Source organism: Candidatus Tumulicola sp., from assembly GCA_035601835.1.
GTDB lineage: Bacteria > Vulcanimicrobiota > Vulcanimicrobiia > Eremiobacterales > Eremiobacteraceae > DATNNM01.
Genome location: DATNNM010000011.1, coordinates 232999 through 248869 on the forward strand (window position 1 = coordinate 232999; position 15871 = coordinate 248869).

Annotated in this window: 13 protein-coding genes and 1 pseudogene; 8 read left to right on the forward strand and 6 right to left on the reverse strand. The window is 55.7% G+C overall.

Going from position 1 to position 15871, the window contains the following annotated elements:
* Positions 1-1141 precede the first annotated feature (1141 nt).
* Positions 1142-1621, forward strand: a complete 480-nt coding sequence (locus VN934_05880; protein HXM18324.1) for a hypothetical protein — start codon at positions 1142-1144, stop codon at positions 1619-1621.
* Positions 1622-1828: 207 nt separating this feature from the next.
* Here the strand turns inward: VN934_05880 and VN934_05885 are convergent, their stop codons facing one another.
* From VN934_05885 to VN934_05895, 3 genes are all read right to left on the reverse strand, one after another.
* Positions 1829-2692 carry a GAF domain-containing protein gene (locus VN934_05885; GenBank protein HXM18325.1) on the reverse strand — a complete coding sequence of 288 codons (864 nt, stop codon included), beginning with the start codon at positions 2690-2692 and terminating at the stop codon, positions 1829-1831.
* Between the two features lie 27 nt (positions 2693-2719).
* Positions 2720-3472 carry a hypothetical protein gene (locus tag VN934_05890; protein ID HXM18326.1) on the reverse strand — a complete coding sequence of 251 codons (753 nt, stop codon included), beginning with the start codon at positions 3470-3472 and terminating at the stop codon, positions 2720-2722.
* 86 nt (positions 3473-3558) lie between these two features.
* Complete coding sequence (locus tag VN934_05895) at positions 3559-3804, reverse strand: hypothetical protein (protein ID HXM18327.1); 246 nt, start codon at positions 3802-3804, stop codon at positions 3559-3561.
* Positions 3805-3999: 195 nt separating this feature from the next.
* Between VN934_05895 and VN934_05900 the strand changes: the two genes are divergently transcribed.
* From VN934_05900 to VN934_05910, 3 genes are all read left to right on the forward strand, one after another.
* The gene (locus tag VN934_05900) at positions 4000-4320 is read left to right on the forward strand and encodes a hypothetical protein (GenBank protein ID HXM18328.1); all 321 of its coding nucleotides are present in this window, start codon (positions 4000-4002) and stop codon (positions 4318-4320) included.
* Between the two features lie 534 nt (positions 4321-4854).
* Positions 4855-9570: a DUF6531 domain-containing protein gene (locus VN934_05905; protein HXM18329.1), complete on the forward strand. Its 4716-nt coding sequence runs from the start codon at positions 4855-4857 to the stop codon at positions 9568-9570.
* Positions 9571-9617: 47 nt separating this feature from the next.
* Positions 9618-10367, forward strand: coding sequence for a hypothetical protein (locus tag VN934_05910; GenBank protein ID HXM18330.1), 750 nt, complete (start codon positions 9618-9620; stop codon positions 10365-10367).
* 318 nt (positions 10368-10685) lie between these two features.
* On the opposite strand, the gene VN934_05915 is transcribed toward VN934_05910, so the two are convergent.
* Both VN934_05915 and VN934_05920 read right to left on the reverse strand, forming a co-directional pair.
* The gene (locus tag VN934_05915; GenBank protein HXM18331.1) at positions 10686-11138 is read right to left on the reverse strand and encodes a hypothetical protein; all 453 of its coding nucleotides are present in this window, start codon (positions 11136-11138) and stop codon (positions 10686-10688) included.
* Between the two features lie 62 nt (positions 11139-11200).
* Entirely contained in the window at positions 11201-12199 is a 999-nt protein-coding gene (locus VN934_05920; GenBank protein ID HXM18332.1) for a toll/interleukin-1 receptor domain-containing protein, read from the reverse strand.
* A gap of 132 nt (positions 12200-12331) precedes the next feature.
* Here VN934_05920 and VN934_05925 point away from each other — a divergent pair.
* The 4 genes and pseudogenes from VN934_05925 to VN934_05940 all read left to right on the forward strand — a co-directional run bounded on the left by VN934_05925 (position 12332) and on the right by VN934_05940 (position 14754).
* A pseudogene (locus tag VN934_05925) lies at positions 12332-13286 on the forward strand (IS1595 family transposase).
* Entirely contained in the window at positions 13271-14110 is an 840-nt protein-coding gene (locus VN934_05930) for a hypothetical protein (GenBank protein HXM18333.1), read from the forward strand. The pseudogene VN934_05925 and the gene VN934_05930 overlap by 16 nt, the downstream one beginning before the upstream one ends.
* Complete coding sequence (locus VN934_05935; GenBank protein ID HXM18334.1) at positions 14100-14618, forward strand: PIN domain-containing protein; 519 nt, start codon at positions 14100-14102, stop codon at positions 14616-14618. The genes VN934_05930 and VN934_05935 overlap by 11 nt, the downstream gene beginning before the upstream one ends.
* Positions 14605-14754 carry a hypothetical protein gene (locus VN934_05940; protein HXM18335.1) on the forward strand — a complete coding sequence of 50 codons (150 nt, stop codon included), beginning with the start codon at positions 14605-14607 and terminating at the stop codon, positions 14752-14754. Before VN934_05935 ends, VN934_05940 begins: the two co-directional genes overlap by 14 nt.
* A 389-nt stretch (positions 14755-15143) precedes the next feature.
* Here the strand turns inward: VN934_05940 and VN934_05945 are convergent, their stop codons facing one another.
* Positions 15144-15488, reverse strand: coding sequence for a hypothetical protein (locus tag VN934_05945; GenBank protein HXM18336.1), 345 nt, complete (start codon positions 15486-15488; stop codon positions 15144-15146).
* Positions 15489-15871: the final 383 nt, after the last annotated feature.

The window sequence follows — 15871 nt, forward strand, 5'->3', positions numbered from 1 at the left end:
GACTCAGGCCTTGACTCATACGTATGTTCGCTGGCATACATGTATCCGGGGTGACGCAACGGGCGAGAGGCGTGCACACGCCGCCGCTGATTCTATCAGACATGGTTGACCCATCGGGGACATCGCAGTCGTAGTTCACCCCGTCTAATGCACGAGCGCCATCAGGCGAATACTTGGAGTCGAGTATCTTGGCGCGCTCACCAAAGCGCCGAAATGAGAGGAGATGGCCATGAAACGCTCTCACTCCAAACAGCTTACACCCTTAATAAATCAGCTTATCAGAAACATCCGCTCAACATCCTCAACTTTTGATCTAAGAGAGTTGTTGCGGATTATCCATAGGCCGGGTTGGACATCCATTGCAGAGGTCGCGTTTGTAAAGGGGATTCTCACAGCCACTAATGCGCATCTGCAGGTGATCACGACACTGCGCGGGGCCTTACTCGCTGGCAGCAGAAGAGTCGAGAGATCGTAATTTCCTCAACATAAGCAAGCTGCGCCCTAAGCGCAGTCGAATTTTAGACTTTAACAGTTTTTACTTTCGGGCGAGCTGATTTCGCACCAGCTACCTGATGCCCGTTAGGTATTGTAGTGCGGGCGTTTCATGAGACAGATAGTTAAGCTGGTGCGCGTCACGTGCCCCCAAGAATGGCAGAGGTTGCTCTAAGGACATTCGCTAGCGTAAGCTAGCCGAAGGAGAAGTCCTGTGCGCAAATCCCGCTACTCAGGCGAGTAGATCGTCGCGATTTGGCCGAGCACGATGCCGGCACCAAGACCGCAGAGCCCTGCCGACGTCACGGCTGGAGTGGTTGCTGATACCATTAGGAAGGTCATGCTTGGAAGCTAATTGTCCTTGAGCCCTAGTGACTTAATTGACATTAGTCCGGACGTTTGAGCGGGTTACTGTAGTATCCCTCAACAACCCGGACTGTCGGCATCAAGCAGTGAGAAAAGTGATGATACTCCGGCTCGGCGGCCGGCCGCGGAAGAGCATGAACGAACCTACATGGACCGTGTAGGGGTCAATTGGCTATCGATCCTCCCTCGTACCTGACTACGTTGGATCCACAAAAGCGAGCAACTGGCTCTCTTACGTGAAGGCAAATGGGACCTTTACAAACAGTGGCTTGGCGACGCGGCGATGTATCTCGCCGATTCAATTATTCATGGTCGTCGTCTGGCACAAGTCTATTCAGACCCGGCAGAAGAATTGCGCTATCTGGCGTTTTCCGGAAGCGAAATCCAAGTCCCGAGACGACGACGCGAGTCATTCTTGGCCACCGTGCTTGTTGATCTTGCAGCCTTAACTGGGGACCGTGAATTCTATCGCGACGTGCTCCACGAAACAATGGCTGCGAATGCGGCGTATGAGTTCATATCGTTCCGAGACACGCCAGCGCAGTTTGGGATTGAAGGCGAAGGCATGATTAGATTTCCGAATATCGAGTTTGACGAGAACCCCAGCACTCTCAGCGGCTGGAGTTACGGCAACCACCTTGCGGATGCGGATCGCGCCTTCAGGGTTCATGATGCAGTGGGTATTATTGCACATTTGCTGCTGTCGTCTCTCATGCGAGACCGCTACTTCCCGACCCTGTGGCCCGCGCCGCCAGCAGTCTAGCCATCCCGGCGCTCTAAACAACCGAAAAGACGCCAGAGGGTAGCTCAGAATCCTCGACGAAGAGGCTGGTTATGGAAGACAAAAAAGACATGGATCAGCAAGATGCAATAGAGCTAGTCCAAAAAATGGCCCAAGAAGTTTCGCCGAAAGAGGTAGCTGATTCAGGGGCAAAGTCTCCGACGTCGATTGTGCAAGAAGCACGAGAGGCTATTCGGAAGCTGGGCGTGACGGCAAGAGTCTAACGAGCTGCCTGAAGTTTGGGTAGGTCGCGGCAATCGCGACCAGGTCCGCAAGGGCGACCGCGACGTCCTCCACCTCGTTGGCAAATTTGCCTTTTTTTTTGCGATCAACTGATAGAATCCCAACTGGCTTGTGGTGATACCGGATCGGGACCATGAGGAGTCCATGGAATGTGGGGTCTTTTCCAACTCGCTTGAAGAACGTCTCGGATGGCGCGTCTCCGTACGTGACCACTGCTGCGTTGTCAACAAATGCTTGACCTATCAGACCTTCTCGTGGCGCGAAACCGTAAGACCACTTCTTTTGTTCGTCGACTTCGTACGACGCAACTAGCAACTTCAAACGATCTTCCTTCTCGCTGTACCACCAAATAGACATCCGGACATAGTCTTCGGGAGCGCGAATCAAGTCGATCGCTTCTTGCATGCGCTCTACCACGAAACGAATAAAGATTGCGCCAGCGTCGTCCTTGTCTTTGAGTTTCTCATAGCTCTCCGCGAGCGAGTCCAATGATATCATCCAAGTTCTCAGCAGCGCCGTTGTCTTGGGATACGCGATGTCCAGAACTTGGGCGACCTGTTGAACGGCTTGCTCCTCTGCGAAAGTAAGCTCTCCCTCTCCGAGTTTCAGTCCTTTGATTCGATGCAGTACGAGGCCAGCCGCTACCAACAGCAAAAGGCCGAGCGTGATCGTGTCGATGACCGGGGCTGAGTCCTTTCCAGCGTAGGCGTGAGCAACCGCCGCGGTAAGGGCTAGGATAATGATAGGCAACTGAAGCAAGTAGTTGAACTTTGGTGCTTTTGATGGCGCGCTGGACTGCTCGTCTGCCATTGTGTTCCTCTTCCAATGCTAGGCTAATCAGTTTGAAGCGCTGACCGTTGAACCATTCACCCCGATCTTCGACGCCGGGTTGACAAACAAGTTCCGTCTGTTTGCGAGTGCCCATGCGCGTAAATCCGCAATTGCTTCTTTGAGCAAAAGCAACAAGTGGTCGGGTGCGACGCATAGAAACATGTATTGCTCCGGCAGGGCTCCCTCTTCGCCCTCATTTTCGTAGTAGACTTCGCGTTCAGTGGGTAGACCTCTGAACGGCTCATGCTCCTTGCCCACCCTTAGTTCGTGGTGAATGCACGTCCGGTAGTCGACGTAGATCAAGTAGCTATAGGTGGCCCTGTCAATCAATTCCAAGGGAGCCTTGTAGCCCAGTCCGGCAGCCCATCTGAGAAAGTCTGCCTCCAATGGGTCGGCGGTCGCCTCGCGGACTAACCAACCCTGCTCTAGGGGGTAAGCCTGTCGGCAGTCGCTCTCAAACCTCGCGTGGCTGCTGTCTCTCTTCAGCTTTCTCAGTAAAATCGGAATGCTCACACGTTCTTTGAATGAGGGGCAGTGTTCTCTTAGCAGCAACCGAAACTGCCTTTGGGTCCACTTTTCCGGGTAACAATACCTCCCCAACGAACACATGACCATCCCCACCAGGCCAAGGGCGTCAATTGAATATGGATCGGCCTTCAGTAGGCCGTCAATCACTCGAACCCTGTTTGCCAGAAAACCGTCATAGGGATAGAGTATCTGCTCGTCAGAGACTGGGCGTCGCGAGGTGTTGGTTGCCATAAAAATGGGTGACCTCATTGAATTGGCGCGCTGCAAAATGCTGAGACCTTCTAAAGGAGCCTTACGTAGGGGGGTGCACGGTCTACCTATTTTTTCGCGTTTGCGATACGCTCTCTTAGGGCCCGCTGTTCTGGTGTCGGACCATCGTAGCAGCTATTTTCTCGCGACCATAACTCCAGTGCTGCCACTCGTCGCCTGCGCTGTTCACGCGACTCTTCAGCCTCGCCTGGCAATTCTCGGTCAAACGATTTTCGCCAATCAAGAAATCCGTTCATTTCGATGTACCATTTGTCTTGCTTCTCGATTTGCTCTTTCCACTCTGCTTCTGTCAAGTCGGGCGTCCCAAAGCTCACAGCCTTATAAATGCATTCGAACGTTGAAAGACCGGGTTTAACTTTACTTCCTCGCTTCCAGCCTCTAACACTGCAAAGACGTTTATCCACGTTAAGTTTCGGAGCAGGAATCCACGATTGGCCCTACGATTGGGTACGAGTTCTTACGAAGTGTTATCTAATGTCTGGTAAGAAGTGGCTGCAGTCATCAATGCGCACTCGACCGACGTCATCCAATTCGTGAATGCCGAGAATACCGGCCCGTCGACCATTTTCCATTCGGCGGTGGGGTTTCCGAATGCCCTCGGCTTTCCGGCACCACCGTACAGCTTCCCCACTTCGACGCAGCAACAGATTGGAAACTCAATCTCGCAGGCGCAATGGTCCACTGGGCGGCTCGCACCGCTGCCGTGTTTTTCCCAACCACTGAGCGTCACGCCGGGCACGTATTACTTCGGAGACTACGACTACTACAACCTGACCAACGCTCGCAGCGTGCTCGTAGTCAGCTCCTAGCGCATCAAAGATTCTCGGTTGTGGAACTGTTGTCCCGGATACCGTGCTGTACCATTCGGTTCGCCACCAATACAAAAACCGTAGCCAACCTCGGATCCCTTAGAATATGCTACACTAATCATAGTCCCGTCCGTGTAGGAACCCGGTCGGGCTTTTTCTTTTCCGTGGAACTTGGGGTGTGTCATGCGTGAGGGGATCCGCCGATTCATTACCGGCGTCGTGCTACTTGCTATGTCTTTTCAGTCGGCAGCGTCGCTCATAGGCTCGGCTTCCGCAGCGCAATTACAGAGGGTGGGTAAGCCGCCACTTAACCCACCTCATTTCAGTACGGGAGCAAGCGTTTGGCCGGCAAGTGCCGTACCACCACCGCCGAACTTCACGCCGCGGGTTTTCTTGCCAACCGAGTTTGCGCAGTCACAGCGGCCGTTGGTTCTCGTGGCCGCGGTGCCTGCGAACCTTCCACAAATGCTCTCGCGCCCAGTGGACCCGCTCAATCCTCCTCTAGACCCACGCGCGATGAGTAGTACCAGTCGCATGCTCCAGCAGATTCGCCCGCGACCACAAAGTGGAGCGTTGCAGAGCATTCGACCGCAACCCGTGGCGACCGCAAGCAGTAAGCCCATCAGCGGCGTGCGGCCTCAAAGCATGCTGCGTCTGATGACTGTGGACACCACGGGACCTAATAGCACGGGCATCAACCATTGGTGGGAATATGAAGAAGGCGGCATCGGTGGCGTCGGCAAGTACATGGTCAACGTCGCCAGCGGCAACCTGATCGTGCAATCCGACGACATGGGGGTTCCCAACAAGGGCATCGAGTTCGCTTTTCGTCGCACGTACAACTCGATGAGCAATCATACCTACGCAAACGCCGATGGCAGCATACCGTCTAACTACGGGGACGGCTTCACCAATACGTTCGACGCGCACATCGCGTTCAATAACGGAGCGCCTGCGGGCATCAGCGTCTACGACATCGACGGGGCGCGCTACGACTACGCGCCCGACGGCCATGGCAACTGGATCGCCCCACTAGGGCAGCACGCCAAGCTCGTGTACGACGGCAATCCCAACGGTCAAGGCGGCTATTTCTGGGTCAAAAAGTCCGGGACAATGTACTATTTCTACTACCCGGCGCTGACTGGCTCCACCGCGGCGTACTCTGGCCGTCTCGTAGAAATTTTCGGCCGCAACTATAACAATTACCTGACCTTCACATACGCCTGGGATGGCGGCGATGCATCTACCTCGGCCAAACTCAATCAGATAACCGTTACTGCGGAGGACGGCCGCACCGCGAAACTCACGTTCGCGAATTTCTGTGACGCTAACGGGCAGAATTGCGCACGTCTACTGTACACTCTAACCTGGCCGGACAACACAACGGCAGTGACCTATAGCTACCAGATAAGTTCCGACGCAAGCCACAGCCCTATCCTGACGCAAGTGAGCGGACCGGGCAACAACGTGGCCGCTAGTCTACCCGAACAGTATTCATACCTGCCCGGCCACCAATTGCAATGGGTTATGGGCCCGCGCTACGTGCGCTCCGGCGGCACCGACGGCGGCGCCGCTGTATTTTCGTACAATGGGAGCAAGACCAGCGCGATCAATCTCTATGCTAACGTAGACCTGCAGATCAATGACGGCTACTCGACGGCGCAACTGCAGGCTGGCCACCCTGCCTCACCATACTATTTTTACACTGATTCATTCACCTACGGCACGGGCAACACGGTGATTGCCGACACTGACGGCCACCAGGTGACATACAATTACGATTCCTCAGATCGGGTTACCAGTCGTACGGATTTTACGGGAGATCCGTCGGGCGGTGTGCCATCGCTCTCAACGACACAGACCTGGGACGCCAACAATAATCTAATAGTGACCGTGGACCCGCGCGGCGACGAAACGGATGTCGCATACGACGCGAACGGCAACCCGATCGCCATAGCGGCGCCTTCAGCGAGCACGAACGTCAACGGCACGCAGGTCAACATGCGGGCCACGAGCCTGTACTCCTATAATACCAACAACAACGTCACGGCTTCCTGCGATCCGGTTGACGTCCACACCAAAGGGTTGGATTGGACGACTCGGCCCGCCTCATCCGATAGTCTATGCCCTAGCGATACTGGGGCGACCCGGTACACATGGACAGCGCAGAGCTACGAACCAAACGGCCAATTGACGTCGACGCTCAAACCGGCGACGGTGGCCGCACCCAGTGGCTACCAGACCACGTTCGCCTACGCGGTGGCGCCGCAAGGCGGCGCGGACTATGGGTTGCCGACCACCGTCACCGGTGCTTCCTTCACGCAAAACGACGGCAGCCTGCGCGCGCCCGCTGCGTCTCTTGTCTACGATGCGCACGGCAACGTGACCAGCTATTCCAAAGGCGTTGGCAGCTGGTCGCTCGCGTACGACGCGCTCAACCGTTTAATAGCCGCCACTGATCCAGATAACGTCACCTCCTACAAATACTATTACGCAAACGGACAAGTGCAGCGGACAGAGACCGCATTCCAGCACTCCAACGCCACCGGCGTGGTTTACACGTTCGATGCCGATCGCAATGAAATCACCGAGATGCACCGCTTCGGAGGCACGAGCGGGACCACCACAAAATACTATGATGGTGCAGATCGACTCGTTGAGGTGGCGCTCCCACAAGGCCAGAGTGATTTCTACGCCTTCTCGTGGCTAACACGGTATCTGTACGACCTCACACAGAACCAAGGTACCGTAAGCCTCGGGATGAATGCACCGTCGTGGGGTACCGCGACGTACAATGCCCACGGAAACCTGTTCGCGGTCCAAGAGTATCTTGTAGACCCGATTCAGGAGGCGGGTCAACCGGCCACTGGCGTACAGAGCTGGACCGATACCAAGGGGACGGCCTATGATGCCCTTGACCGCCCAGTGGCCGGCTACACATACGTGCCCGGGGTGAGCATGACGGCGCAAAGCACTACCTATGATGCTACGTCTTTGACGCGCGGCCTCGTGACTTCCAGTACAACCGGCACTGGCGTAACCTCGACGCCGACATACGACCTGCTCGGCCGAGTCACGGCGGCAAATTTTTCCGGAGGCGAGGCGCTCTATACACCCTCGATGCAAACGACGTATGACCCAGACGGTCGGGTGGCATCGATCAATTCTTCGTTCGTCGGCACTCAAAGATACACTTACGACGCCGTCGGACGCAGGCTTACCAGTACGGATCCGGCGGGCGGTACTGGCATGCCGGGCTTTTCGGGCTCGGGAACCTTGACCTCGCCGGCGACTATGACGTATGGGTACTATCCGGATGGTTCGCGTTCGACGCTGTCGGTTGGAGGCGCGTCCAGTGCCCTGCAACAATCAAACCTTTTTGCCTATTCATATCGGCCTGACGGCCTGCTGTCGCAAGAGAAATTCAACTATGGCTCGGTCGCCTATGCATTTTCATCGACGTTCACGAACGCAGGCCGGCTACAAACGACGAGCGACCCGCTGCGAACCAACGCGACATCGCGGTCCTACGATTCGTACGGACGGTTGGCGAGTTACGCCATTCCAGCCGGGACCTACACCGGTTATACCTACGACCCCGAAGGCGACATCACAAGCACAACGGTCTCGGCGTCGATCTCGGGAGGCACCACATTCTCCCATTCTTACAACACGCGCGGCGAGGTGGTCGACACGACAAAGAGCGCCAACGGTTACGCCTATCCGACGCAAGCGCCCCGCATTACTCCGGCGTTCGATGCTCGGCCAGCTACCTCAATAGGAGCCAACTGGAACGCCACTCCACCGCCGCCGCCGGATCCAGGGATATGCGACGGCAATCCGTACGCGAAAAGCAACGGGCTTACGGTCCAAACCGTAAACTACGATGAATCAGGCCGACAGACGAGCCAGCTGTCGAGCCAACTTCAAACTTCCTGCGATGGGACCACTAAAGGCGGGATAGGGCAAGGTAGCGGCCCGAATCGCTCGTACGACGCCATGAATCACCACGTCGGGTACTCGACCGGGATCCTCAACAGGGCCCTTAACGATAGGACCGAGTGGGGACCGAACGGACACCCGATTATGGCTGGGTTATCGCCGCTGACCTCTTCCACGGCGCCGCCAACTTACCGGACCGAAACCTTGCATTGGGACGGCGGCACGCCGCTCTTCACTACGAGAACGTCGTTCGGTATCACAATCGTCGACGACATCAAGATTGGCCACGCCGCCGACTACTTGCCGGCGGATTCAGGGCACGCGGGGCTGACCGTATGGGATCGCGATGCCAAAGGACAGATCGCCTCGTCGCGCAACTCGACGGGGACGGGGTCGTGGTACTTCCCCGACCCCAATCATGGATTCGCGAACGCTCCAGTCTTGCTTGCGACTCCAACGTCCGGGTTTGCCGCTCCATTTTTCCCATGGAACAGCACTGCCTGTCCGCCCAACGGCAAATCGATCTGCGACACCAATTTGCAGACAGCCAACCAGATCTATGAGCCCAGCACGGACTCCATTTCCGATGGCGCGGTGATGATTCAGGGCGTGCGCAGCTATGACCCCTCGGTCGGTGCATGGACGGCACCCGACGCACTCGCGGGAGTTACTGACGACCCGATGAGCCAAAAGCCATATTCATATGATCGGAACAACCCGGTCGGATACTCGGATCCCACGGGATTCATGCCAACAGTCATGGCAATCCAGGGTGGAAGTTTTGCAAAGGGAGACCTGCAAGGTCAAATAGAGTCGGACGACTCGGATCATTGGGCCCTCGTAAAAGAGGACTATCGAGAACACAAGAACGGCGACTACGACTACAAGGATACCGCCGCGTATGCGGCGGACCAGAAGGCGCCCTGTAAGATCGAAGGTTGTGGCGAGCCCGAATATGGCGCGAACATTTGGCAAAGAATTGATCCGGCAACCGGCAAACTACTCCAAAAGTTCGGATACGGTGGGAAAAATGGCGAATACGACACGGGCAGTACTGACGCCATTGGCGGGTACACCAGCATAAATGTTGACAATATTCCGGATAACACCCGCCTGGTTGGCTACTGGCACTCGCATATCGAAGGGGGCAAGGGGCTTGCTTTTCATGCCGAGATGCTGGCGGCACTTCATGCGGCGGGATTCGATATCACGTTGTACACATCTCGATTTGGACGCATAGAAATGCAAACCTGGGATCATCTGGATCCAACTATACTCTGCAACTGGCCATGCTCTGGAGTATATTAGAATTGCGGAACTTTCACGCCCCGGCTTTGCCTTAGAAAGGGACACCCATGTGCATGGTCAACGCTACTATCGCCCGAAGAGTACTGAGCGTACAGCTGGCTCTTTGGGGAGCTTTCTTGGTAGGTGCGATAGCGAGCCCCCTTCAAGCCGCAGGCGCGCTCGCGAGCAAATACGCTGCTCCAAGCAGCGCACACGTTTTTGTTAATGCGATCAACTGCCCTGAGGACAACCAAGCCCCCGCTGTATATTTGGGTACTACAGCGTACGGAAAAGACTACGTGTTAGTGAATAGCACTAGCAAACGCAATGATCGCGGGCTGTATTCGGTGAGTTTAGTCATTCCGCCGGGCCACTATTATATAATGCTAAGGACAAAGCACTGCGATGCAAGGTTCGCGCTGACGATTCTTAAAGGCCAGGACCGGCATCTGCTGGCCGTTCTTGGTCATTTGTTCCCAATGATCGAGACGAACTATTCGTTGGCGGGGCACCTACCACTCGAAGGTCTTGCGCTTGTTCTGCTAAATTCCGCTATATCGAAGGATGTAGTTGCGCGAGCCGTGGTGGATGGTCAATCGTACTTCTTTGAGAACCTGTTCCCGGCCAAGTATGTTCTCCGCGTGCTACTGCCGGGAACAGGGCTACAAGCAGACTTTCCCATTGACCTCACCGACAAGGAGTCTGCGGGGAAACCGTTGGCGCTCCAAAAGCATTTTGCCAAAGATATAACCTATGAAGAGTTGCGCGCCCAGCTTGGCACAAGGTCTTCAATTGGTACCAGCCCTCTCGGTCGATAGTATTGAGCCCCTAGGCAAACCGGACGTGGGCACTCAGGCACAGAGAATCCGTCTCCAATGTAGCCTGACTGTAGCCTGATGGGCGAATATCAGCGTATTTCGGCGAATGTCGGCGGAATCAAGATCGTCGCCAAACCTTTACAGGGCGGGCGTTGGCACATGTTGGCGGATAGTCAGTGGAATACCGTTGAATCAAATTCCCAAGCTGAGGGTCGCGGGTTCGAGTCCCGTCTACCCGCGTCGCCAATTTCCTCTGGAAAAGCCCGATACCGCGGTAAGAACCTGTGGCGGATGCTAGCCCTGGCACGATAGACGAACCTAGGAGCGTGTGAGGAAATCGATCGCTTCCTGTATTCGCACGCCAGCTGTAACGCATGCATCCGCATCTGCCTGAAGACGCATCACCTCCGCGCGCGCTTCGTCGCTCAATTGGCTCTTCAAAATTCCAGCGGCCTGCCATCGCGCAACGGCACTGTTCACGGTGTTGTGTTTTTGAAGCAAAAGCGTGCCTGCCGATTTCAGCGCATGCACTACTGGCTTGAGTGCGTCGCCTATCACGTGAGAATCGACTCTCCGACGGGTCGCGCGTCCAGGGATCTCGGACCCTTTCAATTTCAATACGACGCCGTCGAATCGGTAAACCAGTTCAATGCACATGTCGATCTGGCTCTCGATATCGGACGTGTCGATGGGGCTATTGGCGGCTCTTAGCAAGACATTTTCGAGCTCGCGCACAAATCCTATTGGGGACCACCTCTCCAGCTGATCCACGAGTACCGCTAAATCTGGCTGAAGGTTGTTAACGCTGTCCGAAGCGGCTGAGGCTGCACCCTTCATTGCTTCAAGAAGCGGCGAAGGGCCGCAGTTGCCTTGGCCGGCCGCATTCCACCAGCTGCGACGGGCCGAATTTCAATAAGGCCGCGCGCCTCAAGCTCATCGAAATAGTGGTTGATCAATGGCAGGTCATAACCTGTCTTCCTTTGGGCCTCAAAATTGCTGCGGCATCCGTCGTTGACTAACGAGGCGCCGATGATGCGAAGCCGTTCTTCGTAACTCGGATCCGTGCCGGTGAGCCACCTACTGATTCCTTGTCGGGTCGCTCGGTACTGGCGTGCGACTCGGCCCGCTCCGTACCAGTTGTAGTCCTCGAGCCAGCCCAAGCGGCGAAGCTCGAGAATGCTGTCTTCCGCATCTCCTTTGCTGCGTTCAAATCCCTGAGCTTCTGCGAAGTAAGATTCTCGCGCTACAAACGATTCGGCATCGCCCTTTAGAGCCGCGGCCACCGCGACGCCAAGCAAGGCGGCGTCAAGCGGTTCACTAGTGAGAGCCGGAAGCGGGGCGGTAATCCACGGCGGTGGCGGGCCCAGTTCTTGCTCGAACGACACGCCAAGGGCGCTGTTCGCCGTCTTTGCAATCGCGCTTTCTACTGAAGTATCGTCGTCTGCGTTCACGTAAACACGGATAAGCGAGCGCAACGACATGGGAATTTCCGCACTCGAAAGATTGTCGAGAATGAGAAGCAGAATTGGGACGCGTTCCTCTATGCGTCGCATTACCGCCGCCTCCTGCTCGGCGGCAACGTACGGACTTCGAAGGCTAGCACGAGACAAGACCATGACAACTGCCGTTGCCGCGCCGATGCCCTTCTCAAACATCGCATCTGGCAGCGAATATTCGAGGGTGAAATCGCGCTCGTCAAAAATGGTCTTAACGTGCCTTGAGCGCAGTCCCGCTTCGAGACGTCGCACAAAGCGATCCTTATCCGATGAGCTGTGGCAGATAAATACAAGGGGCGACGTATGGACGGGCGTTGGCGGGATGGAGTCGTTCATGTCCGTTACTTCGCTACTATCCGGACGATTCCCGACATTCGTCAAGGCTTGGCTGGCCTTTGGTCATTTGAGGGCTTAAGAAAAGGCGATATTATATTTGACGTACCCAGGGGTACGTGATATACTTCGGGTATGGGAAAGTCCATACTCTCCGACAAGCGGTTCCACGACGAGGAAGCGGCCTACGCCTGGGTAGAGGAGCGGATTTGGCCGCACGGTCCCGTCTGCCCTCATTGTGGCTGTTTCGGTCATGCCGGTAAACTGAGCGGTAAGAGTACCCGCATCGGCGTCTACAAGTGTTATGATTGCCGCAAGCCGTTCACGGTGAAAGTCGGAACGATCTTCGAGGACAGCCATATTCCGCTGCGTATATGGCTGCAGGCTATGTTCTTGCTGTCGAGCAGCAAGAAGGGCATCAGCGCGAACCAATTGCAACGGACGCTAGGCATCACCCTCAAGAGCGCCTGGTTCATGGCGCATCGCATCCGCGAAGCCATGCGCCAGGGTGGACTGTCCCCAGCGGGCGGGCGCGGCGGCATCGTTGAGGTTGACGAGACGTTCATCGGCAACGACCGCAGCGTGAAGCCCAGGGGCGCCAAGAGGGGGCGGGGCTACGCGCACAAGCACAAGATTCTCGCCCTGGTTGACCGAAAGACTGGCCATGCGCGGAGTATGGTCATTGATGACTTGAGCGCGCAAACCGTAATCCCCATCCTAAGAAACAACATTGATCGCGAGACGCACGTTATGACAGACGAGGCCGGGCAATGTACGCACTTGAAGCGTGAGTTCGCCGACCACGGCGTTGTCAAACACGGCCAAGGCGAGTCGGGCGAGGTAAGGTCCACACCAACACCATCGAGGGATACTTCTCCATATTCAAGCGCGGCATGAAAGGCATATACCAGCACTGCGCTAAGGAACATCTACATCGCTATTCTTTGCGGAATTTGACTTTCGATACAACGAGCGTTCGCAAAGCGATGAGCTAAGAACCGAAACGGCGCTGCACGGTATTGTTGGTAGGCGACTGACCTACAGGGACTCATTGGCAAAAGACCGGGGGGAGAAGTGGCAAAGCGAGTAACGGTTAAGGTCGAAGCTCCCAAAGAGCACCCCGACGTTCTCGACATCCAGGACGCGATGAGGCAGGTCCTGGATGAGTTTACTTTGCTCACGCCCGAGGGCAAGGACAGCGGAGAAGTCGTTTGGCGATTGATTCTTGCTTCCGCGAACAGCCCGCTCGTCGTTACGGCGGAAGCCGTGAGTCTTCATTCGGACGTGGACATTAGTCTTCTCGCTACCGCGCAAATCAAGTCGTTTGCGAAGAACCTGCGAGAGCTGAGGGATGGACGAATGCCGCGAGCGTGGTCGGCCAAGAAGGTTGCCATTGCGACCGCGGTTATCCGTCGCAACTTCAACGGGATCGGAGCCACCGAAGTAATCTTCGATGAGGACGAGCCTGCGATTCGTATTGACCCGCCTACGGCGAAAGAGTCTATCGCGAAACTAGAGCAGGCTCCCATCCATCAATTTCATCGTCACACGGAGCGCGGGGCCGTCGAAGGCAACCTCATCGATATTACGACCTACTATAGTGAGCCAGCGATACGCATAAAAGAGCACGGGACCGGGGCTGAAATTATCTGCACGATCACCCAGGATACCGTCGAGAAGATCAATGCGGCAATTCACGCTGACGACGTTTGGCACAATCGCCGCGTGAGCGTACACGGATCTCTCAACTACGATGACCAGGGCAGGATCATGCGCGTCCTCTCGGAATCGGTCGCGATAATCCCCCCGCCGCGCGACGTGACCATAGACGACTTGCGCGATCCAGAATTCACGGACGGCCTGGACGCGGCTGAATACCTCGAACGGCTGCGAGAGGGCGAGCTTGGCCGTTAAGCGAGTCTATTGGGATTCGTGCGCCTGGATCGGCCTCATTCGCGGTGAGGCCGATAAGGTTATCGCGTGTCAGTACGTCTTGGATGAAGCTAAAGCCGGACGCATTCAGATATGGACCTCGGCGCTGACTATCGCCGAAGTCTACAAGGTGAAGTGCGGAGGAGCGCAGACCGCGTTGCCGGCAGATAAGGAACAAGCCTTCCTGGACTTACTTTCTCAGGACTTTGTTGTACGGGTTGCGGTCACGGTGGAGATCGCCACGTTCGCTCGCGCGCTCTTGCGACAATACCTCAACAAGCCGAACGACGCGATTCACCTTGCGACGGCTGCCCTCAACAATCTCGACGAATTTCATACCTACGATAAAAACGACATTCTCCCGCTCGATGGTAAGATCAAGCGGGTAGACGGCGAGCTATTGAAGGTCAAGCGCCCACCCGAACCGCCGCCCGGCACGGCGTTGCCGATGTTCGACGATAAGAAGAAGGCGTCCGATGCGGCGACGTAAAGCGAAAACGGGTGATATGGCTCAAGCGCGGCGGTTCATCGACAAGGCCAAAGAGCTTGGCTGCGACGAGTCTGGCGAATCGTTCGAGCAGGCATTCAAGAAGATCGTGCCGCCGAAGCGGTCAAAGAAGCCATAAAACGCAAGAGCTGGAGGCGTTTCCGCTTCCAGCTCCGACTCTTGGCGAGTGCCAAGCCTGTCCCACATATTCTACACTGTCTAGACCTAGATTTCAAGGGGACCACCAAGCCCTAGTGGATCCCCTTACTCCACCTTGCTGTACGTGAAGTGTGGACGTGAGGGGAATCGAACCCCCTGCGTCTGCTTGACAGGCTTGGCACTCCACCAGGAAGCACGCCCGTGGAAGCCCATCATATCACCCGAGTTTGGGTACGTCAAATATAATATCGCCTAAAAAAGACCAATGTAGATGGCTGGTTGCAGCGCCCCTTAAAGGGACCAGAGGTCGAGACTCCGAGACTCCGATCATACCTCCTACAGCGGTTACGTCGGTCAACTAAGACTTGATCAATTCTTCGCGTCACCTACATATTCGAATAAAACTTGCCTTGCCTTACCGTCGAAGTTCACGCTGACTACTCGGCGGACTAGCGGATTGTCGACACCGGCCTTCATGATTTCCTCTTCGGTAAGCCCAGTTCTTGAGATGAGAAATGGCACCGTGCGCTGCCCATTATCGATTTGTTTTTGCTTTTCGCTTCGAAGAACGTTCTCAAGGCGCTTACGTTTCTCTCGCAAAGCTCTTTTGGACCTAACTGCCTGCCAAAGAGCAATTACAGAACCGAATACCACAACGATTGATGCGACAATCGTTGCAACATCAGCGTAGTTGTGTACGTCGCTAGATTGCATCCTTGACACCGCCCACAAACTGCAGCATTGGAATAACTATCCCAGCGATAATGGCTTCATCCATTGTAGCCCTCCGTCAGGTTGAGAAAATTGCTCTGGGTACAGAAGAATGCCCAGATGAGAGCATCGTCTACAAGTCTCTTTTAGCGGAGCGCGCATCGCCGGAATCATGACGTTCGTGGCAGGCCGTGACCCTCGGTCATAGCGGCCCAATAAGCCATCTCTGCTAAGCGCGCAGTCAGCAAACATTTTGCTAACGAAGTCCTTGCGAGACCTTGCAGGTAGATGTCACTGGACGGCATGGCCGCGAGAGGTTGCCCGAAGACAACCTCAGCAACTGATACCGGACGGCAGAGGCTGACAACCCCGCTGACGGTTTTGAA